Source organism: Empedobacter tilapiae, from assembly GCF_004785645.1.
Lineage (GTDB): Bacteria > Bacteroidota > Bacteroidia > Flavobacteriales > Weeksellaceae > Empedobacter > Empedobacter tilapiae.
Genome location: NZ_SRPE01000003.1, coordinates 379,234 through 404,556 on the forward strand (window position 1 = coordinate 379,234; position 25,323 = coordinate 404,556).

Here is a 25,323-nt window from a genome sequence, read left to right on the forward strand (position 1 = left end):
AGGATGAAAAAAACAATCATTGGTTTATTTTTATTAGTAACCATTGTAGCGCAGGCTCAAGAGGATTCTATAAAAATTTTAAAACCATTAAAAGGATCATCAACAAATGATTCGGTTACATATTACAAAACCAAAATCGAGGATTATAAGTTTTGGACAAATGGTAGAAAACCAGAAGTGCTTGATACTACATTAAGTATTAAAAACTACTATAACCAAAATTTTATAAGACGAGATGCTTTCGGAAAATTATTTTTTCCAAATGTTGGTGGTGTAGTGGTGGATTTGGAGTATCAAGATACGCCATTCAATCCGTCGATGTTGCCAACAGGTAAAAAGTATAATTATTATTACGCAAATGATATAAAATATTATGATGTAAAAACACCATATACAGAATTTATTTATGAAAATGGAGTAAAGGAAGGTAACTTTTTGTCTTCGACATTTTCGCATAATATCAACAAGCAATTCAATTATACGTTTCATTATCGCGGATTAATTTCTGAAGGTCGTTATAAGCATGAAAAAGCCCAAAATAATACGTTTGTTTTTTCGTCAAACTATAAAACAAAATCAGAACGTTTCAAATTGTGGTGGAACTATGCAGCACAAAATCTAAAAAATAATGAGAATGGAGGAATAGAAGATATTAACGATTTTATTTTGCAAGATGATCGTAGAATGACGAATGTACGTAATATTCCAGTGAATTCACAAACAGCTAAGTCTGAATTTGATGCGCGTCGAATAGAATTGAATGCTTCATACGGAATCTTAAAAAAGATGAATGAAAAAGATTCAACTTTTTATAATCCAATCGAATTGAAGAATAAATTTTCGTACGAAAAACAAAAATATCGCTACGAAGATACTTCGCCAAATGGAGATTTATATTCAACACCAATAATTGCAGGACTTCCTACCAAAAATAAAAAGAGTTTTACAGATTTATCCAATACGACAACAGCTGGTTTTCAATGGACAGATCGTGTGAAGATAGAAGCAGGAGTTAAATTTCAAAATTTACGTGTTTTTGCTGATCAAGCAATGACGATTGTTGCAGTTCCAAAGCAAATAGAGGAAAATCTTTTTGGAGTTGTTGGAAAGGTAGATTTTGATTGGAATGAAAAGTTGAAACTTTACGGAAATGTTGAATATCTGCAATCTGATAATTACAAAAGTGTTTACAATGTAGATGCGGTTTTGGATGTAACGCCGATAGAAGGTTATACATTGAGTGCTGGTGCAGTTATTCAGTCGAAAATCCCTTCATTGAATGCTGTTTACAACCAAAGTTTCTTTAATAATTTTAATTACGTTAATAAATTTGAAACCGAAAATGTTCAAAATCTTTTTGCAAAATTAAAGTTAGATAAAGTCAACACGACTTTAGAAGCTTCAATTTATAATATTGACAATAAAGTGTATTTGAATGATATTTTGAATTATGAGCAATTGGCGGATAATATCAATTATTTCAAGATAAAAGGTGAAAATCATTTACGTTTCGGAAAGATTAATTTAGTTTCGACAGCGCAATATCAAAAAGTAACGAAAAACGAAGAATATATGCCTTTGCCAGATTTCTTGATTCGTGAAACATTGTATTGGCAAGGAGAATTATTCAACAAGAATGCTCAACTGCAAGCTGGTATTAATGCAACATATTTTACGAAATACAATGGTTTGCGTTATATCCCAATTCTGAACGAATTTGCATTGCAAGATCCAGCAAGTATACAAGAGATTGGAGGTTATCCTATTTTGGATGTTTTTATCAATTTCAAGGTTCGTAATATGCGTTTTTACATTCGTGGTGAACATATCAATGCATCGTTTACAAAACAACCTGATTATTTTGCAGCGCCAAATGTTCCGTACCGAGATTTCAAATTTCAACTTGGCTTGAAATGGAATATTTTTAGTTAAAAAAAATACAAATTATATAGAAAAACGACTTCTTGATGAGGTCGTTTTTTCTGTCCAAAATCATTTGTGTAGAATAATTCTAAATAGCTATTTTTAGGAAAATTTTATACATGAAAAAATTCCTACTTTTATTTTGTTTGATTTTCTCTCAAATCGGTTTTTCTCAAGAAAAATTATCAATTGCTGAAATCCAAAAAATAAGTTCTAAAATCTTAAATACTGAACGAGAAATTTGGGTGAATCTTCCAGAATCGTATACCAATAATAAACTTCAAAAAGTAAATTATCCTGTGATTTATGTGTTAGATGCCGAATCTAATTTTACGTTTTTAACAGGTGTAGTTTCTAAATTTCAATCTGGTTTTTATCCAGAAATGCCAGAATCAATTATTGTTGGAATTACGAATAAAAATGGTGATCGAACAAAAGATTTTACACATGTAAATGATGTTAATTTCCTGAATTTTATTCAAAATGAATTGTTTCCTTTTATGCAGAAAAATTATCGTGTGAATGATTTTCGTTTGTTAATTGGACATTCTTTAGGTGGATATTTTGCGTTGAAAACCTTGTACAACCATCCCAAAACTTTCAATGGATATGTTGCGCACGATCCAAGTGTTTGGTTTAATGACAAAGAATTATTGAATCTTTATCTAAATTTAGAAAATCATTCTTTCGAGAATCGATTCTTGATGATAACACAAGTTGGTGAAAGTCAAAATACAGATCATTTACGAGACCATTATCAAAGTATAAAAAAGGTGGACGAACGTTTGAAATCATCAAAGAATAAATCGTTGAATTATCATTACAAACAATATGTTGACGAAGAACATGGTTCGGTTCCGATGATTGGCTCGATTGATTATTTGCGTTGGCAGTTTGATGGTTATCGTTTGAATATTAAAGAGATTCCGAATCAACCAAATTTGGTAAAAGATTCTTTTGAAGCTATTTCTAGAAAATTGAATTATTCTTTTCAACCAACGGAAACGTATATTAACAATGTTGCAAATTATCTGGTAAAACAAAAGAAAAATGATTTAGCAAAACAGTTTTTTGAACAAAATGTGAAAAATTTTCCTGAAAGTTTACAAGCAAAAGAAGAATTGAAAAAATTCTTGGACTCGAATAAAAATTAGTAATTTGGTAAAAACATTTTGATGAAAAAAATACTCTATTTAACAACTTTATTGACGACGACTGCTTTTGCCCAAGAATTACAATTAGATCAAGCTAAAAAGATTTTTGAATTACCAACGCATTGTATCAAGACTGAGTATCCGAATAAACTAGGAAATGTTTTGGGAAGTGATCAGGATTTGAAAACGCCAAAGCAATTGCGTCCAATTTTTTATGGTTGTTTTGATTGGCATTCTTCTGTTCATGGATTTTGGTCGATTGTGAAATTGATGAAAGATTTTCCTGAATTGGATCAAAATAATCAGGTTAGAAATGAGTTAAATCAATTGATTACAGCAGAAAATGTTGCAGTCGAAATGGCCTTTTTCAATGATAAAAATAACAAGAATTTCGAGCGTACTTATGGTTGGGCTTGGTTGTTACAATTGCAAATGGAATTGAATAATTGGCAAGATAAAGATGCGCAAATTTGGGCAAAAAATCTGAAACCTTTGAGTGATTTGATTATTGTTAGATACAAAGAATATTTGCCGAAATTAGTTTATCCAATTCGTACAGGAACGCATGATAATACGGCTTTTGGTTTGAGTTTAGCGATAGATTATGCACGTTCTGTGAATGATAAAACATTCGAAAAAGTCATTACTGATAATGGAAATCGTCTTTATTTAAAAGATAAAAGTTGCAATATTGCTTTCGAACCAAGTGGATCAGATTTTCTTTCTGCTTGTTTGGAAGAAGCTTTGTTAGTATCTAAAATTCATCCGCATGATGAATATAAAAAATGGTTGAAATCATTTTTACCACAATTGTTTGACAAAAAACATGAGCTAAAACCTGGAATTGTTTCGGATCGTACGGATGGGCAATTGGTACATTTGGATGGATTAAATTTTAGTCGAGCAACAGCTTTGTATCAAATTTCTGCAAAATTGCCAGAGTTAAATTATTTGAACGATTGGGCAAATCATCATTTCAATTATTCGTTCAATAATATTTCTAACGATGATTATATGGGAAGTCACTGGTTGGGAACTTTTGCACTTTATGCACTGAAAACGAAGTATGAAACAGAAAAATAGTTACGAATAATCTTTCTTAATCTAGTTTAAGATTTTTGAGGAAGCATTAATTTAGTTTTGTCGTATAAAATAATTTATACTTATGATAAAACAAGGACTTCCTCAGTTTTTTTTAAGAATAGCTTTGGCTTTTTCCATGCTTTCAGCAGTTGCTGACCGATTTGGAATTTGGACTGAAAACGTGTCTTGGGGGAATTGGACATCTTTTGAAGATTATACTCGTACGTTAACTTTTTTTCTTCCAAAATATTTAAGTCAATTAGGAGCCTATGGTGCGACATTTTTAGAAATTCTATTTTCTATTTTATTATTAATAGGATTTAAAACTAGAATTACAGCACTAAGTACATTTTTACTTTTAACAATTTTTGCACTAGCTATGTCTATTGCCTTTGGTGTAAAAGTTACTTTTGATTATTCTGTTTGGATAAGTGCGACAGCAGCATTTTTACTTGCTGTACAATCTCAGTATTTATTTAGTATTGATCAATTAATGGTTAATAAACAATGTTGTATATTGAAAATTAGCTAATAATAGGGATTTTATAACGATAGAATTGCTTCTAAATTTGTTTCAAACAAAACTAATAAGAAACATTAAAGTTAATTCTATGAAAAAATATTTGTATATCGTAATCGCAGTTTTAGGTGTTGCAGCTTTTGGATATAGTCAATATTCTAAAGGGAAATTAGAAGATCAATTGGCAAAAACGGGAAAATGCGTGGAAGGTGTTGTAGTTGAAACAAGTGGAACGTTTAAGCGTCCAAGTGCTACAATACAGTATCCTGTAAATGACGAAGTTTACGAAGTTACCTTACGATCTAGAGCGGATGTGGATGAAGTTGTATTGATGAAATATGATACGCTTAATCCAGAAGAAGTGCTGCTTGTAGATAATTGTAATTAATTATAGTCTCAAGTTTAAATGAAAAATCCACCAAGTTTTTTGGTGGATTTTTTTATATTAATGAATTATCTCTAACGATTAAATTTCTTCTAATGTTGGAATAAATTCTTTTTCAATTTCTTCAAATGTTTGCATTAAATCAACAAGATTATCTTGCGTAACTAATTTTGTACGATAAGGTTTGAAATTCGGAATTCCTTTGAAATAATTGGTGTAATGCATACGTGTTTCCAAAATACCTGTTCGTTCTCCTTTCCAATCAATCGCCCAATTTAGATGGTTTTTAGCAGCCTCCATTCTCTTAACAATTGTTGGTTCTGGTAACAATTCTCCAGTTTCTCGATAATGTTTAATTTGTTCGAAGATCCAAGGATAACCGATTGCTGCACGGCCTATCATAACACCATCTACACCGTATCTTTCTTTATATTCTACGGCTTTCTGAGGTGAATCAATGTCTCCATTTCCAAAAATAGGAATCTCAATATTTGGGTTTGCTTTTACTTTTGCTATCGGTTCCCAATTTGCTTGACCTTTATACATCTGTGTACGTGTACGTCCATGTATTGCTAAAGCTTTGATTCCTGTTTCTTGCAAACGTTCGGCAACTTCGTAAATATTAATCGAGTCAGAATCCCAACCTAAACGCGTTTTTACAGTAACTGGTAAATGCGTACTTTCAACAACAGATTTTGTTAAACGTACCATTAAATCTATATCTTTTAAAACACCGGCTCCTGCGCCTTTACAAACCACTTTTTTTACGGGACATCCAAAGTTAATATCAACAATATCTGGTTGTACTGTTTCTACAATTTTAGCTGACATTGCCATTGCTTCTTCATCTCCGCCAAAAATCTGAATACCAATTGGACGTTCGTAATCAAAAATATCTAATTTTTGACGACTTTTTATTGCATCACGAATTAATCCTTCAGAAGAAATAAACTCCGTATACATCAAGTCTGCACCATGCATTTTGCATAGACGGCGAAATGGCGGATCACTTACATCTTCCATTGGTGCAAGCAATAAAGGGAAGTCTGGTAATTCTATGTTTCCTATCTTTACCACGAAATAATTTTTTGCAAAATTACATAAAACTTATGAAAGAAGAACGAAAGACCGAAGGTGTAAATCAATATTTAAAGTTTTCTGGTATGGGAATGCAAATGGCAATAACGATTGCATTATTTACTTGGCTAGGAACTTTTTTGGATAAAAAATTAGAAACAGATAAACCATTATGGACAGCTGGCTTATCTTTGCTGGGTGTTTTTGCAGGATTATATTTGATGTTGAAACAATTACCAAAAAAATAATTTTAATGATTAAGAAATTTATTCTTTTAGCGATAGCTTTTATTGTATTAGTTGCAATTTTTTGTGGAATTCATTACACAATTGTAGTACATTATAATTTTAGCGAAAATCCGCTTATTGTTCCAAAAATGTATCTGATAATTGGATTAATCACATTGATGATTTTACAAGTGGGTTGTTTTGTAAAGATAAAGTTTCCTGAATATGTTGGCTTTGCCTTTATGGGCGGGATGATCGCAAAGATGGCAGTTGTTTTAGCTTTGGTTGTTGTGAATGAACAAATTAAATCAAATGTAGTGCAATTAATTATAAGTTATTTTGTAATTTTGCTAGCCGAAGTTTTAGTGTTTATTCGCTTAATTAATTTAAAGTTAAAAAAAGTTTAATGATTTTTAGCATTTGACTTTGGTAAGTGGTTAATTTACTATAATTTTGCACGCAATTTAGAAACAAAGGAATTATACATGAAATTTTCAGCGTTATTAGCGTTTTTATTACTTTTCAATTTCGGATTCGCTTCTACAGCGGTTCCGCACGAAAGTCTTCCAAAAACGTTTGAGGAGTTAATTAAAAGTGAGCAAGTAAAAAGTCAAGAGGAAGCTGCAAAAGTGAAATCTGGCGAATCTACATTTAACCCAGTGCCTGGTATCATGCACCACATTGCAGATGCGCACGATTGGCATTTATGGGGAGAAGGTGAAAAAAGTGTAGGTGTTGCATTACCTGTTATTTTATGGGATAATGGTTTACAAGTTTTTATGTCTTCTAAATTTCACCACAACGAGGCAGTTGTAGAAAGTAATGGAAATTACTATATCAACTACCACGAAAAAATCTACAAAACAGATGCGCAAGGAACAATCAAGCCTCACGTAGATGAGAAAGGAGCTATTCATTTAGAGAATGAAAAACCATTAGATTTTTCTATTACAAAAAACGTAGCATCTATGTTAATCTCTTTCGTTATTTTAATCTTAGTTTTCTCTGCAGTTGCATCTAACTACAAAAAAGGAAATATGGTGCCTAAAGGTATCGCAGGATTCATAGAACCAATTATTGTTTTTGTTCGTGATGAAGTTGCGATTCCTAATATTGGTGAGAAAAAATATGCGAAGTTTATGCCTTATTTATTAACGTTATTTTTCTTTATTTGGATCAACAATTTATTAGGATTGTTACCAGGTGCAGCTAACGTTACAGGAAATATCGCAGTTACATTTGTTTTAGCATTTATAGCTTTAATTGTAATCAATTTTTCAGGAAATAAAGCTTATTGGGGACATATGTTATGGATGCCAGGAGTTCCAGTTCCAGTAAAGTTAATCTTAGCTCCAATTGAGTTAATCGGGATTGTTACAAAACCATTTGCCTTAATGATTCGTTTATTTGCGAACATTACAGCAGGTCACATCATCATTATGTCGTTAATTTCGTTAATCTTTATTTTCCAAACAGAAGCTATGGCAGGTGGATCTATTCCATTAGCGTTATTTATCTATTGTTTAGAGTTATTAGTAGCGGCATTACAAGCGTTCGTATTCACAATGTTAGTTTCATTATTCATCGGGACAGCAGTAGCAGAACACGATCATCATTAAGAATAGAATATAAAAAAACAATAAAATAATTTTTTAATAATTAAATACAATTATCATGACAGGAAGTATTGCAGCAATCGGAGCAGGTTTAGCAGTTTTAGGAGTTGGTTTAGGTATCGGTAAAATCGGTGGATCAGCTATGGAAGGAATCGCTAGACAACCAGAAGCGGCTTCAAAAATTCAAACAGCTATGATTATCGCAGCAGCCTTAATCGAGGGTGCAGGTTTATTCGGTATCGTAGTTGCGTTATTAGGTAACGGATAATATTTGAATTAAAATTAGCTTCAATAACGGTTGGTTATTGAAGCTAATTCATTAAAAAATTAATTAGTAAAAAATAAAATTTAATACATACACACAATGGATTTAATTACACCTTCAGTTGGTCTTATTTTTTGGACTGCGGTCGTATTTATCATCTTATTAGTATTGTTAAGATCATTAGCGTGGAAACCAATTTTATCTGCAGTTAAAGAAAGAGAACAATCTATCGAGGATGCATTAAACGCAGCTAAAAAAGCGAAAGAAGAGATGGCTTTATTAAACGCTCAAAACGAGAAAATCATGAAAGAAGCTCGTGCTGAACGTGATGCTATCTTGAAAGAAGCGCGTGAAATGAAAGAAAATATCATCAACGAGGCGAAAAATTCTGCAACTGTAGAAGCTAACAAATTAATTGAAAACGCTAAAACAGCTATCCAAAATGAAAAAGCGTCAGCTATGGCTGATATTAAAAATCAAGTAGGACAGTTGTCAATTGAAATTGCTGAAAAAATCTTAACTAAAGAATTGGCAGATAAATCTGCTCAAGAAGCTTTAGTGAACGATGTTATTGATCAAGTTAAATTCAATTAATCATGGCAGGATTCAGAGCAGCACATAGATATGCTAAAGGTTTGATGGAGTTTGCGAATGAAGCAAACCAAACAAACGTAGTGTATGCTGAAATGAATGAAGTAAGCAACATCATCAAATCTAACGATGATTTAAGAATTTTCTTAAATTCTCCAGTGATTGATGCGAAGAAAAAAGAAGTTGCTTTGAACGAGATTTTCAAATCTTTATCAAAAACTTCTCAAACATTCATTTCATTGGTCGTAAGACATGGTAGAGAGAATATCCTGTCTAAAATTGCAGATCAGTTCATAACATTATATGATCAAGCAAATAATATTGTAACCGCAGAAATTACTTCGGCAGTACAATTGGATCAACATACAATTGATAATATTGTAGCAAAAGCAAAACAAACTTTAGCTGCAAATAGTCAAGTAAAAGTAGAGAACAAAGTTGATGCTTCTTTAATTGGAGGTTTCGTATTAAAAATAGGGAACAATCAAGTAGACTCATCTATTAAAACTAAGTTAGCTACACTTAAAAAAGATTTTTCGAAAAACGATTTCATTCCTAAATTTTAAATATTTCACAGATGCCAGAAATAAATCCAGCTGAAGTTTCAGCTATTTTAAAACAACAACTTTCTAGCTTCGATTCAGCAGTTGAATTAGCAGAAGTTGGAACCGTTCTAACTGTTGGGGATGGTATTGCTCGTGTTTACGGGTTAGACAATGCTCAATACGGAGAATTAGTAGAATTCTCAAACGGGTTAGAAGGAATGGTACAAAACCTTGAAGAAGACAACGTAGGTATTGTACTTTTCGGACCTTCAAAAGGTATTAAAGAAGGTGACACAGTAAAACGTACGAACAAAATTGCTTCTATCAATGTTGGTGAAGGAATGTTAGGACGTGTTGTTGATATGTTAGGAAATCCTATCGATGGTAAAGGACCAATCGAAGGACAATTATATGAAATGCCTATCGAGCGTAAAGCTCCAGGAGTTATCTATCGTCAACCAGTAAATGAACCATTACAAACAGGTATCGTTTCTATTGACTCGATGATTCCAATTGGACGTGGACAACGTGAGTTAATCATTGGTGACCGTCAAACAGGTAAAACTTCTGTTGCTTTAGATGCAATCTTAAATCAAAAAGAGTTTTACGATAGAGGTGAAACAGTTTTCTGTATTTATGTTGCAGTAGGACAAAAAGGGTCTACAGTAGCAGGAATTATGAAAACATTACAAGACCACGGTGCAGATAAATATACAGTAGTAGTTGCTGCTAATGCATCTGATCCAGCTCCAATGCAAGTATATGCTCCAATGGCAGGTGCTGCAATCGGAGAGTTTTTCCGTGACTCTGGTCGTCCAGCGTTAATTGTTTATGATGATTTATCTAAACAAGCTGTTGCATACCGTGAGGTGTCTTTATTATTACGTCGCCCACCAGGACGTGAAGCATATCCTGGAGACGTTTTCTACTTACACTCTCGTTTATTAGAGCGTGCTGCAAAAGTAATCAAAGATGATGCAATTGCATCTCAAATGAATGATTTACCAGAATCTATGAAAGGTATCGTAAAAGGTGGTGGTTCTTTAACTGCTTTACCAATTATCGAAACTCAAGCTGGTGACGTTTCTGCATATATCCCAACAAACGTAATTTCGATTACAGATGGACAAATCTTCTTAGAGTCTGATTTATTCAACTCAGGTGTTCGTCCAGCGATCAACGTAGGTATCTCTGTATCTCGTGTTGGTGGTTCTGCACAAACAAAACCAATGAAAAAAGTATCTGGTACATTAAAATTAGACCAAGCACAATACCGTGAGTTAGAAGCTTTCGCGAAATTTGGTTCTGATTTAGATGCAGCTACAATGAATGTAATTGGTAAAGGTGAACGTAACGTTGAGTTGTTAAAACAAGGTGTTAACGCTCCAATTCCAGTAGAAGAACAAGTAGCAGTTATTTATGCGGGTACTAACGGTATGTTGAAAAACGTTCCAGTTAACCAAGTGAAAGAGTGGCAAGCTGATTTTGTTGAGTTAATGCGCAACAAATATGCAGACACTTTAACATCTATCCGTTTAGGTAAATGGACTGATGAAATTATGGATGTATTGAAGAAAGTTATCACAGAAACTACTTCTAAATACTAATAAAATATAAATGAAACTTAGAGGTTTCCGAATCTCTAAGTTCCTTTTAATCCTTCATCTCAAATAGAATTATGCCAAATTTAAAAGATATACGTAACCGTATTACTTCTGTAGGTTCTACAATGCAGATTACAAGTGCTATGAAATTAGTTTCTGCTGCAAAACTAAAACGTGCTACAGATTCTATCGTACAGTTACGTCCTTATGCAGATAAATTACGTGAACTTTTACAAAATGTAAGTTCTACTTTAGAAGCTGAAGTAGGAGGTGCATTAACAGAAGAGCGCGAAGTTAATAAAGTACTTTTAGTCGTTATTAACTCAAATAGAGGTTTATGTGGAGGATACAACTCAAGCATCATCAAAAAAGTAAATGCGTTATTAGCGAACGAATTAGTTGGTAAACACGTAGAGATTTTAGCAATTGGTAAAAAAGCTAATGATACTTTTAGTAAAACACAAACTATCTATAAAAATGCATCAAGCATTTGGGATAATTTAAATTTTGCAGATGTAGCTGAAATTGCAGACGATTTAGTAGAGAAATTTACTGCAGGTAACTTTGATCAAATCAGAATTATCTACAATCAATTTCAAAATGCAGCTGTTCAAATTGTACAAGACGAACAATTTTTACCAGTCGTTTTAGAGAAAACTGAAGAAGAAGCAAACAATTCAGCAGAGTTAGATTATATCTTCAACCCTTCGAAAGAAGAAATTTTAAGAGACTTAATCCCTCAAACGTTGAAAACGCAATTATTCAAAGCCGTATTAGATGCTAACGCTTCTGAGCACGGCGCGCGTATGACTGCAATGCATAAAGCAACAGACAACGCAAGCGAACTACAAAAAGGATTGAAAATTCAATACAACAAAGCTCGTCAAGCTGCTATTACAAACGAGATCTTAGAGATCGTTGGTGGTGCAGAAGCATTGAATGCGTAAAAACAAAGACTTATCTTATTTTAAATAAAGAAAGCAATCTCCAAAAGAGGTTGCTTTTTTTGTTACCTTAAATTAATAAATTTGATACATGAAAAAACTTATACTTCTATTACTAATCATTAACTTTTCTTCTTGTATAGAAAGAAATACAACTGACCCAATTAAAGCTTATACATATTGGAGCGGCGAAAAACCTCCGAAAGAAGTAGAAGTAATTAATGCTAAATATTGGCAATCTTCTCATTTTACATTCGAATATATCATGTATATAGAATTAAAAACTACAAAAGAATGGAGAAAAGAATTTATTAAACAAAATTTATTAGTACTGAATAATAAAGACGAAGAATTATCTGATAAACCAAACTGGTTTAAAGCTTCAAATAAGTTTGAGTTATATTTACTGAATGATAGTTTAAAGTCTAATTCTAAATATTATATCGATACAATTAATAATCACTTATTAATTTATGAAGAACAATTGTAATCAAATATATTTCCTCAAGATATTTCAATAAAAACGTCAAGTGATTTTACCTAAAACCTAAGGAGATTTTAACCAAAATGTCTCGATATTTTATATCAAACAAAAAGTCCTAAGCAATGCTCAGGACTTTTCTATTGTTATAATCGAAACTAAGTTTCTATTTATTTCATTTGAAATAATGGGCGAGAAGACATAAACTCGTTCACACGATCTGCAACTCCATCAATGATTTCTTCGTTATCAATGTTCATTAATACCTCGTCAATCAAGTCAGCAACAGTTTGCATATCTGCTTCAACCAACCCACGAGTTGTTACAGCAGCCGTACCCAAACGAATCCCTGATGTAACGAAAGGAGATTTATCATCGAAAGGAACCATGTTTTTGTTACAAGTGATTTCTGCCAAAACTAAAGCGTTTTCGGCTTGTTTCCCAGAAATACCTTTGTTACGTAAGTCGATCAACATACAGTGATTATCTGTACCTCCAGAAACAATGTCGTATCCTTTTGCAACTAATGCCGCAGCCAATGCTTTTGCATTCTTCACAACTTGTACAATATAGTCCATATAACCGTCAGATAAAGCCTCTTCAAAAGCAACAGCTTTAGACGCGATTACATGCTCCAAAGGACCACCTTGTGTACCAGGGAATACTGCTCCGTTCAAGATTTGAGACATCATTTTCACTTCACCTTTAGGAGTTTTTGCTCCCCAAGGGTTCTCAAAATCTTTTCCCATCATAATAACTCCACCACGAGGACCACGTAAAGTCTTGTGAGTTGTCGTCGTTACGATATGACAATGAGGCATAGGATCGTTTAAGATTCCGCGGGCAATTAACCCAGCAGGATGCGAGATATCAGCCAATAACAAAGCACCAACTTCATCAGCTACCTCACGAAATTTAGCATAATCTATATCTCTTGAGTAAGCAGAAGCACCACAAATTATCATTTGAGGCTTCTCTTTACGAGCAGTTTCTGCCATAGCTTCGTAGTCAATTCTCCCCGTCTCTTTATCTACTCCATAGAAAGAAGTTTGGTAAGTTAACCCAGAAAAATTAACAGGAGAACCGTGTGTTAAGTGACCTCCGTGCGATAAATCGAATCCTAAGATCTTGTCTCCTGGTTTCAAACACGCTAAGTAAACAGCCGCATTCGCCTGAGAACCTGAGTGAGGTTGCACGTTCGCGTACTCTGCATTAAACAACGCTTTCAAACGATCAATTGCAATAGTTTCCACTTCGTCTACAACTTCGCAACCACCGTAGTAGCGCTTTCCAGGATAACCTTCTGCATATTTATTTGTTAAAACAGAACCCATCGCGCGCATTACGTTGTCCGAAACAAAGTTTTCTGACGCGATTAATTCAATTCCGTTTAATTGTCTTTCTTTTTCTTCTTCAATCAAATCGAAGATTACATCTTGTGCCATGTTTTGTTTGTATTTATTATAAGTCAAATATAAGATTTTCGGATAAGATTTAAAATCTTAAAAAGGACCTTTTTGAAAGATTATTTCTTTTCCTATTTTCTTTAAATTTACAACATGATAAATTCTACTTTTTGCATTGGTTTAATGTCTGGAACTTCTTTAGATGGTTTAGATATTTGTTATGTTCGTTTTGATGATGATAACTATTTTGAAATTTTGCAAGCAGAAACTATTAATTATTCATCAGATTGGCGAACAAAACTAGCTGAAGCGTATAAATATTCGGCAATGGATTTATGCCAACTAGATGTAGAGTTTGGTTATTTTCTTGGGGAGCAAGTGAAGGAATTTATTCAAAGAAATGATATTCAACAAGTCGATTTTGTTTCTTCACATGGACAAACAATTTTTCATCAACCACAAAAGTCATTTACTTTACAAATCGGAAATGGAGCTGCAATAGCTTCGCGTTGTCAACAAAAAGTGGTGTGCGATTTTCGTACGCAAGATGTTGTTTTGGGAGGACAAGGAGCGCCTTTGGTTCCAATTGGTGACGAATTGTTATTTAATCAATACGATGCTTGTCTTAATTTGGGTGGTTTTTCTAATATTTCGTTAAATAGAAAAGAAAAACGAATTGCATTTGATATTTGTCCGATCAATATTGTACTGAATCATTACTCAAAACAATTAGGAAAAGAATATGATGAGAATGGAGTTTTTGCTGAACAAGGAAAAGTAAACAATGAATTAGTAGCAGAATTAAATGAACTTGAGTTTTATCAACAATCTTTTCCAAAATCGTTAGGTTATGAATGGGTTGAATCTAAGTTTTTAACAATTGTTGATAAGTACGATATTTCTATCGAAGATAAGCTGAGAAGTTGTGTGGAGCATTTCGTAATTCAAATTAAGAATATCTTTGCTTTATACGATATCAACAATGTGTTGATAACTGGAGGAGGAGTTCGGAATTTATTTTTTATCAATCGTTTACGAAAATTAACGAATGTTGAAATCATTATTCCAAATGATAATTTAATCGATTTTAAAGAAGCTTTAATCTTTGCATTCCTTGGTTATCGTCGTGTTCATAACAAAATAAATTGTTTGGCTTCTGTAACAGGAGCGAGCAGAGATCATTCGTCTGGAGTTATATACAACCTATAAAATCTATGTAGTTAATAGAGTTTAAAATATTTTATTTACATTTGTTCGATAACTAAGAATAAATACGATATGAAATATTCAAAAAATAAAGATGTTATTTTACTTCATGGCTTATTTGGAAGCCTTAGTAATTGGGGAAATGTTATCAAGAATCTTGAAATAAATTACAATGTTTATACACCAACATTTCCTTTATTTTCAACTCATTTCAAAAGAAATTCACTTCAAAATTTAGTTCAATTTCTAGAAAATTATATTGAATCAAATAAAATTGAAAATCCAATACTAATCGGAAATTCTTTGGGCGGGCATGTTGCGTTGCTGTATGCGTTGGCACATCCAAATTTGGTTGATAAATTGATTTTAGCTGGAAGTTCTGGTTTGTATGAAAGCAATTTACAGGCTTCTTTTGTGCGTGTGCGAGATTACGAGTATATCAAAAATAAGGTAGAAGAAGTTTTTGAAACAAAAAATGTTGTTACAAAAGAATTGATTGATGATGTCTTTTCAACTGCCAATACACCTACAAAAGCTTTGTCTATAATTTCGATTGCGCGAGATGCAAAGCGACAAAATTTGAAACATCTTTTACATAAAATTGATCAGCCGGTTTTGTTGGTTTGGGGAAAACAAGATATTGTGACACCGCCAGATGTTGCTGAAGAGTTTTTTGCACATTTACCTAATGCAAAATTAGCTTACATCGATCATTGCGGTCATGTGCCGATGATGGAGCAGCCGTTACTTTTTAATCAATATATCAATCAATTTTTAAGTGCTTAAAAATGAATCATCCCGAGTATTTAGCTTTTGCTTTACCAGCTTTTTTTCTTTTTTTATGGCTTGAATATGTAGTTGTTAAAAAGAAGAAATTAAAGAATATCTATAAATATGAAAGTTCAGTTTCTAATATTTCAATAGGAATTGCAGAACGATTATTGAATCTTTTTATTACGGTAAGTTTTTACAATTTGTATGTTTGGATTTACGAAAATTATAGTCTTTTAGATATTTCAAATGCTTGGTGGATTTGGGTTGTGATGCTTTTAGCGACAGATTTTGTCTGGTATTGGTATCATCGTTTGGGACATGAAGTCAATATTTTTTGGGGAGCCCATATTGTGCATCATCAATCTGAAGAATTTAATTTTACAGTTGCGGCTCGTATCACGACTTTGCAAGCAATTGTTCGCAATGTTTTTTGGTGTATTTTGCCTTTTATTGGTTTTCATCCAAATTTAGTGATGACGATTTTGGTGGTTCATGGCGTGTATTCTTTTTTTACGCATACGCAGATTTTGGAGAAACAAAAATGGCTTGAATATATTTTTATAACACCTTCTCTTCATGGTGTTCATCATGCTTCTGACGAAAAATATTTGGACAAAAATTATGGAGATGTATTTGTTTTTTGGGACAAATTGTTTGGTACTTTTCAGAAAGAAGAAGAAAAACCAAGGTATGGATTGACGCATCCTATCAATAGTTACAGTTTTTTGTGGCAACATTTTCATTATTATTTAGAGTTGTATGAAGCTGCTCGAAGAAAATCCTCCATTAAAGAAAAATTGACAATATATTTTGGAAGTCCAGCGGTAATGGATCAAGAAATAAGACCAATTATTGAAAAGAAATGGATGTCTAAAAATAAAGTGAATAGTTATCATTTCAAATACAAAGGTTATATCAATTTACAATTGATTTTATCGTTTGTAGCGATGAGTATTCTAACATATTACTTTGATCAATTTGATAATTTAACCAAAGGTTTCTTCGTTGCATTTGTTTTGATAACATTAATAAATATTGGTGCACAATTAGAACAAAAAAGATGGGTGCCTTATTTAGAACATATTAGATTTTTAGTGTTTTGTAACTTCTTTATCATTCAATCTCACAATTATTTCTTGCTGATTTTACCTTTTTTATTCGTTTTTATCATCGAAAAGATGTTTAATTTTAGTAATTGGTATCAAAAAAGTATTTTGAAGATTATATAAATGATAATTTAGGTCTTATTGTTTCGTTTAGATTAGGCGGTTAAAAACGAGTTCATTATTTTTACCAAACTAAAAAAAATATAATGATAGTTTCTAAACTTTTTAACCAATTTTTTCATAGCCAAACCTCAGGAGGAATTTTATTGATTTTCTGTACTGCGTTTTCTTTATTATTAGCCAATTCACCAATTGCAGAATTTTATGATGCGATTTGGTTAACAGATATGTTTGGGCATTCTTTTGCACATTGGATTAATGATGGTTTGATGGCTATTTTCTTTTTCTTGATTGGTTTAGAATTAAAACGAGAAGTTTTTGTAGGTGAATTGTCGGATACTAAAAAAGCAATTTTACCTGTTTTTGCAGCTTTGGGAGGAATGTTAATTCCTGCATTTATTTTCTTTTTGACGAATAAAGGAACGGATACCATTCATGGTTTTGGAATTCCGATGGCGACAGATATTGCTTTTGCTGTTGCTATTATAACTATGTTAGGAAAAAGAGTTCCATTATCATTAAAAGTATTTTTAACAGCTTTAGCTGTAATTGACGATTTAGGAGCAATTGTAGTGATTGCATTATTTTATCCAAATCCAGAATTACCTTTAGATTTTACACAATTCGGAATTGCAATTGCCATTTTGTTAGGTCTTTTCGCTTTAAATAAATTAAAAGTAAAATCAATGATTCCTTATATCATTGGGGGGATTGCTGTTTGGTGGTTTATGTTGCATTCGGGTATTCACGCTACAATTGCGGGAGTTTTGGTTGCATTTACAATTCCATTTGATAAGGACGATTCTAAATCACTTTCAGCTAAAATGGAGCATGCTTTACATATTCCAGTAGCATTTATTATTCTACCATTATTTGCTTTAGCAAATACCGCAATTACGATAGATGGTGGAGGATTAGCGCATTTTAGTATTCCTTTAGCTTCGGGTATTTTCTTAGGATTAGTTGTAGGAAAACCAGTCGGAATTACATTATTTACATGGATTGCGGTTAAATTAGGATTGTGTGAATTACCTACAGCAGTAAATTTCAAACGAGTTTTTGGTGTCGGAATTTTAGGAGGAATTGGATTTACAATGTCCATTTTTGTTTCGATGTTGGCCTTCAAAGACCCAAGCTATATAAATGAAGCGAAATTGATGATTTTAGTAGCTTCGTTAACAGCTGCTATTGTTGGATTTATTGTTTTAAAAATATTATTAACTACAAAACAAGATTATTCAGATTAAGAATAGTCAATTCATAAATAATAGAATCGAATTTTTCTTCGGAGAAATTCGATTTTTTTTTGAAGATGATTCCGTAACTTCGTGTAAAATTTTTGAATAAATGAGAACGTATCAAGAAACAATCGATTGGTTGTTTACAAATTTACCAATGTTCCAACGTGTTGGAGCATCAGCAATGAAAGCAGATTTAACAAATATTACAGCTTTATGTGAATATTTAGGAAACCCGCAGAAAAAGTTTAAAACGGTTCATATTGCAGGAACAAATGGTAAAGGAAGTACGTCTCATATGTTGGCTTCTATTTTTCAGGAAGCTGGTTTCAAAACTGGTTTAACGACTTCTCCTCACCTCAAAGATTTCCGTGAACGAATTCGTGTAAATGGTGCAATGGCTGATGAAGAATTTGTGATTGATTTTGTAAATAAACATGAACAAAAAATCATCGATCAAAAGGCATCTTTTTTTGAAATTGCAATTGCAATGGCTTTTGAATATTTTGCACAGCAAAAAGTAGATATCGCAATTATAGAAACTGGTTTGGGTGGACGATTAGATTCGACAAATATTATTTTGCCAGAGCTTTCTGTTATTACGAACATTGGTTTAGACCATACCCAATTTTTGGGTGATACATTGGATAAAATTGCATTTGAAAAAGCTGGTATCATAAAACCAAATACAGCGGTTGTAATTGGAGAAACAACTGCAGAAACAAAACCAGTTTTTGAACAAGTAGCGAAAGATAGAAATGCTGAAATCATTTTTGCAGAAGAAAAACATTTTCAAGATTTGTCTTCAGATTTGAAAGGATCTTATCAAATCAAAAATAAACGTACCGTTTTAACCGCTATTGAACAATTGCAAAAAAAAGGTTGGGCAGTCTCTCCTGAAAATATTACAAATGGCTTATTGAATGTTGTAAAAAATACAAATTTGCGTGGACGTTGGGATATTTTGGGACAACATCCATTAATTGTTGCTGATACAGCGCACAATCCGCACGGTTTAGCAGAAGTTTCGAAACAAATAAATGAACAAGCGTACAATCAATTGCACTTAGTTTTAGGATTTGTGAATGATAAAGATGTTTTATCTATTCTAAATTTCTTTCCTAAAAAAGCAATATACTATTTTTGTCAACCAAATGTTCCGCGTAAATACGATATTGACGAATTGTATAAAATCATTCCAGAAGATATCAAAGACAAACACTTTTTTGATTCTGTAGAAAAAGCATTAATTGCAGCAAAATTGAATTCAAAAGAAAATGATATGATCTACATTGGTGGAAGTACCTTTGTTGTTGCTGAAATTGTATAAAAATACAATATTTATTAAACGTTGCAAAACATAGACTTATCTGATGTTAATTGCTTTAATTTTTATTTTTCCTTATCTTTTGTTGTTTTTTCTGTTATTAACTAGTAAAAAATTGTAAAACAAATTATATTTGTTGTGGTTTAGTTAATAGAATATTTATGAAAAAAGGTTTATTTGCTTTAGCATTTATAGTTTCTGCTGTATTTGCTAAAGCGCAGGTAGGTATTGGTACAGATGATCCAAAAGCTACTTTAGATGTTACTGCTGTTAGTGTAGCTGGTACAAGTGCTTCAGTAGAAGGTGTTTTGATTCCAAGAGTCGACAGAGAAAGAGCTCAGTCCATGAAAAGTGTAGAAAAATCTACAATGATTTATGTTAATAGTACAACAACAGGTTCTCAAACAGGAACAGCTATTCACATCGATAAAGAAGGATTCTATTATTTTGATGGATCTGTTTGGGTTAAGTTATCTTCAGGCAATACTAGCCCAGGCTTCTTTTATATGCCTTCAGTTGTTTTACCTACGGTTGAAACTGATGCAAGAGTTTTGGATACAAACAATTTATCATACTCTTATGATTCAGCCACTTCTACTTATAGTGTGAAAATATATGATTTATTCAGCACACAATTCAATACACCTGTAGCGTCTAGTATTAGTTCTTCAAGCTTGAATCAATTTGTATTAACAAGAGATAAGTATGACTATTTTGTAACTTTTGCAGATAGCTCAGTATTTACAGATATTAAAGTTAGTGCTTTAGGAGAACTAACATATAAAGTAAATCCAAGTGCGATAATAAGAACAGGATCTTTCATGAATATAGTATTGAAAGTTAAGTAATGAATAGCTTAATCATAGCAATGTTGTTTAAATTGAAAAATAGTATAAAATGAGTTTGAATAAATTAAGGTTTTTGCTTTGTGTTCAGTTTTTTATTCTGTGTGTTACATTGTCTGCACAGTTTATTATTGATGAAAGCTTTAAAAATTCTAGTGTTAGTTCTAATGTTATTACAGGTGATAATGCATTACTAACATCAGGTAAAGGTGATGCTACTGGTGACGGTTGGTTGCGATTAACAGCAAGTACTGGTAATCAAAAAGGTTTTGCTTATATAAATGAAACATTTCCTTCTGAACAAGGAGTGACAATAGAATTTGATTACAAAACTTGGGGAGGAAATGGCGCAGATGGATTTACAGTATTCTTATTTGATGGTAATTATGGTCCAACTGGAACTAATATTTTTAAGACAGGGGCTTTTGGAGGAGCTTTAGGATATTCTAAAAGTAACTCTGGAGCTGGTATGACTGGTGGCTATATAGGGATTGGATTTGATGAGTATGGAAACTATGCTTCGACTTCTGAAGGTAAAAATGGAGGAGCAGGTTCTAGTTTATATAAAAATTATGTATCTATAAGAGGAATTGCTCCAGACTATAAATATCTGTTTGGAAAAGCTTATAGTGCAGGGATAGCTTATACTAAAATTGCAACAGTTCGTCCAAGTGATGCAAATTTCTATAGAAGAGTAAAAATAGAGATAACTCCTGAAAAAGGAAGTTATAGAATCAAGACATTTTTAAAAAGTAGTATAACCGGAGCTTTTGTTGAACATTTTTCAACAGTTTCTTCAGAGAAACCTTTTAAAACCTTGAAAGTAGGTTTTGCGGGATCTACAGGAGGTAGCACAAACTACCATGAAATTAGAAATGTAACGGTAAAAACACCTGGAGGGATTAGTGTTAAAAAATCAGCAGATAAAACACATCTAGCTGAAGCTAATGCTTCTAACCCTGATGCAAATAAGATAACATACACTATAGAAGTTAGTAATTTTCAAAGTGCTAAAGTTTCAGATATACAATTTGTAGATATAATTCAAGATGCGAATGGTATTCAATTGAATGCGAATCAGTTTGTTGTAGAGTCTATTTTACTTTCAGGATTTGTAGACACTAGTAATTCTTTGCTGCAGAATAATAATAATAAAATTACAGGAACACTAGGGTTAGAGAAATTTACTGAAGGAAAAGTAACCATTGTTGGACGATATGTAGGCGCTATTAATGGAAGTAGAATCAAGAATGATGTTTCTGTAAATTCTATTCTTTTCGAAGATGATAATTTAGAAAATAATTCAGCATTTGTATTGACAGATATTTTAAAAGCAAATGACGATATTTACAGATGGGGTTCAACAAATTTATTTTTAGGTACAAATGATAAATTAGATGGACTTAATACAGTGTTATTCTTTGATGGAGCAAATAAGAATGCGATAATATCAACTATAGGTACTTGGCCATCAGGAATTACATTAGATACAAAAACAGGACAAGTTAATATTGTTGCAGGAACACAAATGCCTACAAAGCCATTGCAATACCAAATTTGTAATTTGAATGGAACTTGTTCTATAGCAAATGTAATTTTTTATGATAAGGAAAATGATTTATCAATAACAAGTTTAGTAGATAATCAATGTGGATATAATGATAAAAAAAATAATTATACATTAACAATTAAAAACAATTCACCATTTCCTATTATAGCATCTGCAAGTGATAAGGTAAATGTGAAGTTTAATGTAAGTAATGCTGCTGGATACAATAAAATTGAAACATTTGATACAGGATTAGGTGATAATGGTAAGTGGAATATGAGTGAAAGTTATAATGCTAATACTACATATGATTATATATTTACTTTAAAGGATAACACAACTATACCTGCAAATAGTACAATTACTTTACAGTTTACGAAAGATTGGAATCAATTATTGAATTCTACAGAGAATAATATAAATTCACTTAATATTTCTCTAAATTATTTAAACGCGTCTAATACGAATATTGATGGAGATTTATCTAACAACACAAATTTTGTTTCTGTTTTTTGGAGTAATGCTACCCAAGTTCCTAATGTATCAACAAAAAAAGTAAATCAGCATGATAAAATAACTGTTGGTGAAATAGCTGATTTAGGACCAAATACAAACGGATATAAATTTTATTTAGTTGATGGTACGACTGAGATTCCATCGAACTATTTAGTTCCAACAGCAACGAGTCAATCATTCTCTTTTATGTATAAAAGTGCTTGTGATAATAATCAAGTTTTAGTTAAGGTAGATGTAGGTTTCCCAGATCCAGGAAAAATTACTTTAACAAGTGGAGCAGAAGTTAATGAGAAAATAATTTGTTATGGTGGAGAAATAGAGGTTTTAGAGTTGCAAAAAGCGACTTCGCCTCAAACTTCAAGATTTATCTATACATGGGAAATAAGCTTTGACGATGGGGTGACATGGAATAAAAGTGAAGATATAAAAAATGATGATGGAAATGTAGAGGTCGCAGGACAACAATCAATCAAATTAACCAACGTAACACGTAAAACAAAAGTAAGACGAGTTGCTAAAATGAATATGATTTTAGGAGGAAGTGATAATGTTTCTGCAACATCTAATGAAGTCACAATTAATGTTCAAGAAGAGAATGAAATTATTTTACCAGAAGGAGTTAATTCTTTTGCTGTAAAAGAAGGAGATGCGTTTACTTTTCCTACAATTTCTGCAAAACTTCCTTCAACGATTAAAATATTTGATTCTCAAGGACAAGTAGTTGGAAACTCAGTTTCTGGACTTAAGAAAGGAGAATATTCTTTTACAGTAGAAGCAATAACTACATCAGCTGCAGCTAAAGAAGGTTGTGTTAGTTATTCTACAATCCGATTAATGGTATATAATTTAGAAGATTGTAATACAGTAAACAAAAAAATATTTGCAACAAATGCAATTAGTTGGACCTCTGGATTAAGTGGTGTAGCGAATAAAAATAATGCTGTAAATGGTAACCGTGCAGATTATGCTACAATTACAGGAGGAGTTGTTATTTTAGGAATAGGTACTGTTGGTATCGATTTGTATTTTACAAAACCTAATGGAACTTTATATACTCCATCTGAATTAAAAGGTAAAAAAGTTACAGTAAAATTAGGAGAACAATATTCTGGTGTAAAATTAGCTGGTGCTGTAAGTATTGTGGGACGTAAAACAGATGCTGGTGTAACAACTGGTAATTTAGGTTTGCTTAATGCATCTAATGTTGGGAGTTATTCAGCTGTAAAAGGAGGATTGTTAGATTTATTAAAAGGAGATAATGTATTTCATTTTTCTTTTACACCTTCTAGTAAAGGTGTGCCTGTAGATTATAATGGAATACGTATTCAGTTAGGATCTTTATTAGGTGTAGCAGATTTAGCGACAGTTTTTTATGCTTATATAGAAGAAGAGGAAAATATTAATTCTCCAAGTTATACACCTCAAGAGGATATTATTGTTAATCCACCAGCTTCACTTTTATATCCTACAGAGCAAAGAGACGTGGATGGGGTGAAAATAACTGGAATTAATAACAAAAATATTAAACTGAATGAATTTACTAATGATGTAACCTGGGGTAACCGTTCAGAAGTATTAAATGTAGCAAGCGGCTTAGCTTCTGTTGTTCATCCATATTATGCAGTAGATGATAGTTACGATAGTTATACATTGTTCAATGCTACTGCAGGTGTATTAAACAAGCAGTTTCTTCGTACTCATTTGAAACAACCTGCTCGTCCAGGAGATCAAGTTCAAATTACCTTAGCCTATCCTAATATAAATATTTTAAATCTAAGTTTACTACAGTTAGGAAACTTTAAAATTGTTTATTATTTAGGAGATACTAAAGTAGGTGAAGAACGAATGGAAAAATTTAGAATTCTAGACATAGGATTGTTTAATTTTAAAGATAAACGTAGAGCTGTAATTTCAAGACCAATTACGATTCCTTTTGATAGTTTCGAAATAGAACAGTTCAATACTGTAAATGTAAACTTAGGTGACGGGCTACATATTCACGATATCAGAATTGCACCTATGATGTTATTCGAAGGACAAAATGATCCAAAAGAGGTGTCTACAATATGTGCGGCAGAATTATTAGCGATTCAAAGTCCAGATTATTGTACAGATTATGAAATTTCATTTGCGAAAATTTTAGAATTTGGAGAACCATATATTAATGAAGACGGAACTCAATTAGTAGATAGGGAAGGAAATCCTATAAAAACAATTACTAAAGTTGAAGATATTCCTAATTCAACTCTAAGATTTAGTCATTTGAATTCAGGATTAAAATATTATCATATAGATAGATTATATACTGAATTTGAAAAAGAGGAACTTATTTTAGTTAAAGTTCAAACAAAACGTCAAGGTCAAAATTATGGTAATCCACAATATTTAAGAGTAAAACTAAAAAATTGTAATGAGGCGATTGTAAATCCAGTAATAAAATTTGGATCAAAATAATCTAATAGCTTAAAACTATTTTTGATTTTAAGAGAGAGTATATTTAAATATGCTCTCTTTTTTTATAATTTACAACCACAAAGTATCCATTTACTAGATTGAACTTGAGTTTTTGTATGGAAAATTTAGCTATTTGATAAAACTTTCAAAAAATATTTTGCGTTATACCAATCACTTAAGGAAATAATGTAAAATAAATGTAAAGTATGTTTGGAAAAACGAATAATCCAACCGTATATTTGCAATCCCAATACGAAAGACGAGTAGTATTGTAGTTGACATAAGGGCTTATATAGCGACAAAAATTTATTTAAAATAAAATTTGCGAGTTTAGAAATAAGTATTACCTTTGCAACCCGATTCCGAG

General features: G+C 32.0%; 23 protein-coding genes. 21 read left to right on the forward strand and 2 right to left on the reverse strand.

What is annotated here, in order from left to right; translation table 11 throughout:
• The first annotated feature begins 3 nt into the window (after positions 1-3).
• The 5 genes from E4J94_RS05795 to E4J94_RS05815 all read left to right on the forward strand — a co-directional run bounded on the left by E4J94_RS05795 (position 4) and on the right by E4J94_RS05815 (position 5,068).
• Positions 4-1,932, forward strand: coding sequence for a putative porin (locus tag E4J94_RS05795; RefSeq protein WP_135834905.1), 1,929 nt, complete (start codon positions 4-6; stop codon positions 1,930-1,932).
• A 110-nt stretch (positions 1,933-2,042) separates the two neighbouring features.
• Positions 2,043-3,077 carry an alpha/beta hydrolase gene (locus E4J94_RS05800; protein WP_135834906.1) on the forward strand — a complete coding sequence of 345 codons (1,035 nt, stop codon included), beginning with the start codon at positions 2,043-2,045 and terminating at the stop codon, positions 3,075-3,077.
• 21 nt (positions 3,078-3,098) lie between these two features.
• On the forward strand, positions 3,099-4,160 hold the full coding sequence (locus tag E4J94_RS05805) for a DUF2891 domain-containing protein (RefSeq protein ID WP_135834907.1): 1,062 nt from the start codon (positions 3,099-3,101) through the stop codon (positions 4,158-4,160).
• An 82-nt stretch (positions 4,161-4,242) separates the two neighbouring features.
• Positions 4,243-4,692, forward strand: a complete 450-nt coding sequence (locus E4J94_RS05810) for a DoxX family membrane protein (protein WP_135834908.1) — start codon at positions 4,243-4,245, stop codon at positions 4,690-4,692.
• Between the two features lie 79 nt (positions 4,693-4,771).
• Positions 4,772-5,068: a hypothetical protein gene (locus tag E4J94_RS05815; protein WP_135834909.1), complete on the forward strand. Its 297-nt coding sequence runs from the start codon at positions 4,772-4,774 to the stop codon at positions 5,066-5,068.
• A gap of 78 nt (positions 5,069-5,146) precedes the next feature.
• Here E4J94_RS05815 and dusB read toward each other — a convergent pair whose 3' ends face one another.
• On the reverse strand, positions 5,147-6,142 hold the full coding sequence (gene dusB / locus E4J94_RS05820) for a tRNA dihydrouridine synthase DusB (protein WP_135834910.1): 996 nt from the start codon (positions 6,140-6,142) through the stop codon (positions 5,147-5,149).
• Positions 6,143-6,174: 32 nt separating this feature from the next.
• Between dusB and E4J94_RS05825 the strand changes: the two genes are divergently transcribed.
• From E4J94_RS05825 to E4J94_RS05865, 9 genes are all read left to right on the forward strand, one after another.
• Positions 6,175-6,390 carry an AtpZ/AtpI family protein gene (locus E4J94_RS05825; protein WP_135834911.1) on the forward strand — a complete coding sequence of 72 codons (216 nt, stop codon included), beginning with the start codon at positions 6,175-6,177 and terminating at the stop codon, positions 6,388-6,390.
• 5 nt (positions 6,391-6,395) lie between these two features.
• A complete protein-coding gene (locus tag E4J94_RS05830) occupies positions 6,396-6,776 on the forward strand; it encodes a hypothetical protein (protein WP_135834912.1) in 381 nt (126 codons plus the stop codon).
• Between the two features lie 78 nt (positions 6,777-6,854).
• Complete coding sequence (atpB, locus tag E4J94_RS05835; RefSeq protein WP_135834913.1) at positions 6,855-7,988, forward strand: F0F1 ATP synthase subunit A; 1,134 nt, start codon at positions 6,855-6,857, stop codon at positions 7,986-7,988.
• Positions 7,989-8,043: 55 nt separating this feature from the next.
• Positions 8,044-8,253 carry an ATP synthase F0 subunit C gene (gene atpE, locus E4J94_RS05840; RefSeq protein ID WP_013598300.1) on the forward strand — a complete coding sequence of 70 codons (210 nt, stop codon included), beginning with the start codon at positions 8,044-8,046 and terminating at the stop codon, positions 8,251-8,253.
• Between the two features lie 96 nt (positions 8,254-8,349).
• Complete coding sequence (locus tag E4J94_RS05845; RefSeq protein WP_135834914.1) at positions 8,350-8,844, forward strand: F0F1 ATP synthase subunit B; 495 nt, start codon at positions 8,350-8,352, stop codon at positions 8,842-8,844.
• A gap of 2 nt (positions 8,845-8,846) precedes the next feature.
• Entirely contained in the window at positions 8,847-9,407 is a 561-nt protein-coding gene (atpH, locus tag E4J94_RS05850) for an ATP synthase F1 subunit delta (protein WP_135834915.1), read from the forward strand.
• Positions 9,408-9,418: 11 nt separating this feature from the next.
• Positions 9,419-10,993, forward strand: a complete 1,575-nt coding sequence (gene atpA / locus E4J94_RS05855; RefSeq protein WP_135834916.1) for a F0F1 ATP synthase subunit alpha — start codon at positions 9,419-9,421, stop codon at positions 10,991-10,993.
• Between the two features lie 71 nt (positions 10,994-11,064).
• Positions 11,065-11,937, forward strand: coding sequence for an ATP synthase F1 subunit gamma (gene atpG, locus E4J94_RS05860; RefSeq protein ID WP_135834917.1), 873 nt, complete (start codon positions 11,065-11,067; stop codon positions 11,935-11,937).
• 88 nt (positions 11,938-12,025) lie between these two features.
• Positions 12,026-12,424 carry a hypothetical protein gene (locus E4J94_RS05865; RefSeq protein ID WP_135834918.1) on the forward strand — a complete coding sequence of 133 codons (399 nt, stop codon included), beginning with the start codon at positions 12,026-12,028 and terminating at the stop codon, positions 12,422-12,424.
• Positions 12,425-12,585: 161 nt separating this feature from the next.
• Here the strand turns inward: E4J94_RS05865 and glyA are convergent, their stop codons facing one another.
• Entirely contained in the window at positions 12,586-13,860 is a 1,275-nt protein-coding gene (gene glyA, locus E4J94_RS05870) for a serine hydroxymethyltransferase (RefSeq protein ID WP_135834919.1), read from the reverse strand.
• A 114-nt stretch (positions 13,861-13,974) separates the two neighbouring features.
• Here glyA and E4J94_RS05875 point away from each other — a divergent pair, with 114 nt between their 5' ends.
• The 7 genes from E4J94_RS05875 to E4J94_RS05905 all read left to right on the forward strand — a co-directional run bounded on the left by E4J94_RS05875 (position 13,975) and on the right by E4J94_RS05905 (position 24,956).
• Positions 13,975-15,030 (forward strand): anhydro-N-acetylmuramic acid kinase, encoded by a 1,056-nt coding sequence (locus tag E4J94_RS05875; RefSeq protein WP_168801829.1) that lies wholly within the window; start codon positions 13,975-13,977, stop codon positions 15,028-15,030.
• Positions 15,031-15,099: 69 nt separating this feature from the next.
• Complete coding sequence (locus tag E4J94_RS05880; RefSeq protein WP_135834920.1) at positions 15,100-15,813, forward strand: alpha/beta fold hydrolase; 714 nt, start codon at positions 15,100-15,102, stop codon at positions 15,811-15,813.
• 2 nt (positions 15,814-15,815) lie between these two features.
• Positions 15,816-17,030: a sterol desaturase family protein gene (locus tag E4J94_RS05885; protein WP_135834921.1), complete on the forward strand. Its 1,215-nt coding sequence runs from the start codon at positions 15,816-15,818 to the stop codon at positions 17,028-17,030.
• Positions 17,031-17,113: 83 nt separating this feature from the next.
• Complete coding sequence (gene nhaA / locus E4J94_RS05890) at positions 17,114-18,274, forward strand: Na+/H+ antiporter NhaA (RefSeq protein WP_135834922.1); 1,161 nt, start codon at positions 17,114-17,116, stop codon at positions 18,272-18,274.
• Between the two features lie 100 nt (positions 18,275-18,374).
• Entirely contained in the window at positions 18,375-19,595 is a 1,221-nt protein-coding gene (locus E4J94_RS05895) for a bifunctional folylpolyglutamate synthase/dihydrofolate synthase (RefSeq protein WP_135834923.1), read from the forward strand.
• 158 nt (positions 19,596-19,753) lie between these two features.
• Positions 19,754-20,440: a hypothetical protein gene (locus E4J94_RS05900; protein WP_135834924.1), complete on the forward strand. Its 687-nt coding sequence runs from the start codon at positions 19,754-19,756 to the stop codon at positions 20,438-20,440.
• Positions 20,441-20,489: 49 nt separating this feature from the next.
• Positions 20,490-24,956: an L-type lectin family protein gene (locus tag E4J94_RS05905; protein WP_135834925.1), complete on the forward strand. Its 4,467-nt coding sequence runs from the start codon at positions 20,490-20,492 to the stop codon at positions 24,954-24,956.
• Positions 24,957-25,323 lie beyond the last annotated feature (367 nt).

Coding starts and splice junctions, on each gene's coding strand:
- E4J94_RS05795 (WP_135834905.1), top strand. CDS start 4: ATGAAAAAAACAATCATTGGTTTATTTTTATTAGTAACCATTGTAGCG.
- E4J94_RS05800 (WP_135834906.1), top strand. CDS start 2,043: ATGAAAAAATTCCTACTTTTATTTTGTTTGATTTTCTCTCAAATCGGT.
- E4J94_RS05805 (WP_135834907.1), top strand. CDS start 3,099: ATGAAAAAAATACTCTATTTAACAACTTTATTGACGACGACTGCTTTT.
- E4J94_RS05810 (WP_135834908.1), top strand. CDS start 4,243: ATGATAAAACAAGGACTTCCTCAGTTTTTTTTAAGAATAGCTTTGGCT.
- E4J94_RS05815 (WP_135834909.1), top strand. CDS start 4,772: ATGAAAAAATATTTGTATATCGTAATCGCAGTTTTAGGTGTTGCAGCT.
- E4J94_RS05825 (WP_135834911.1), top strand. CDS start 6,175: ATGAAAGAAGAACGAAAGACCGAAGGTGTAAATCAATATTTAAAGTTT.
- E4J94_RS05830 (WP_135834912.1), top strand. CDS start 6,396: ATGATTAAGAAATTTATTCTTTTAGCGATAGCTTTTATTGTATTAGTT.
- atpB (WP_135834913.1), top strand. CDS start 6,855: ATGAAATTTTCAGCGTTATTAGCGTTTTTATTACTTTTCAATTTCGGA.
- atpE (WP_013598300.1), top strand. CDS start 8,044: ATGACAGGAAGTATTGCAGCAATCGGAGCAGGTTTAGCAGTTTTAGGA.
- E4J94_RS05845 (WP_135834914.1), top strand. CDS start 8,350: ATGGATTTAATTACACCTTCAGTTGGTCTTATTTTTTGGACTGCGGTC.
- atpH (WP_135834915.1), top strand. CDS start 8,847: ATGGCAGGATTCAGAGCAGCACATAGATATGCTAAAGGTTTGATGGAG.
- atpA (WP_135834916.1), top strand. CDS start 9,419: ATGCCAGAAATAAATCCAGCTGAAGTTTCAGCTATTTTAAAACAACAA.
- atpG (WP_135834917.1), top strand. CDS start 11,065: ATGCCAAATTTAAAAGATATACGTAACCGTATTACTTCTGTAGGTTCT.
- E4J94_RS05865 (WP_135834918.1), top strand. CDS start 12,026: ATGAAAAAACTTATACTTCTATTACTAATCATTAACTTTTCTTCTTGT.
- glyA (WP_135834919.1), bottom strand. CDS start 13,860: ATGGCACAAGATGTAATCTTCGATTTGATTGAAGAAGAAAAAGAAAGA.
- E4J94_RS05875 (WP_168801829.1), top strand. CDS start 13,975: ATGATAAATTCTACTTTTTGCATTGGTTTAATGTCTGGAACTTCTTTA.
- E4J94_RS05880 (WP_135834920.1), top strand. CDS start 15,100: ATGAAATATTCAAAAAATAAAGATGTTATTTTACTTCATGGCTTATTT.
- E4J94_RS05885 (WP_135834921.1), top strand. CDS start 15,816: ATGAATCATCCCGAGTATTTAGCTTTTGCTTTACCAGCTTTTTTTCTT.
- nhaA (WP_135834922.1), top strand. CDS start 17,114: ATGATAGTTTCTAAACTTTTTAACCAATTTTTTCATAGCCAAACCTCA.
- E4J94_RS05895 (WP_135834923.1), top strand. CDS start 18,375: ATGAGAACGTATCAAGAAACAATCGATTGGTTGTTTACAAATTTACCA.
- E4J94_RS05900 (WP_135834924.1), top strand. CDS start 19,754: ATGAAAAAAGGTTTATTTGCTTTAGCATTTATAGTTTCTGCTGTATTT.
- E4J94_RS05905 (WP_135834925.1), top strand. CDS start 20,490: ATGAGTTTGAATAAATTAAGGTTTTTGCTTTGTGTTCAGTTTTTTATT.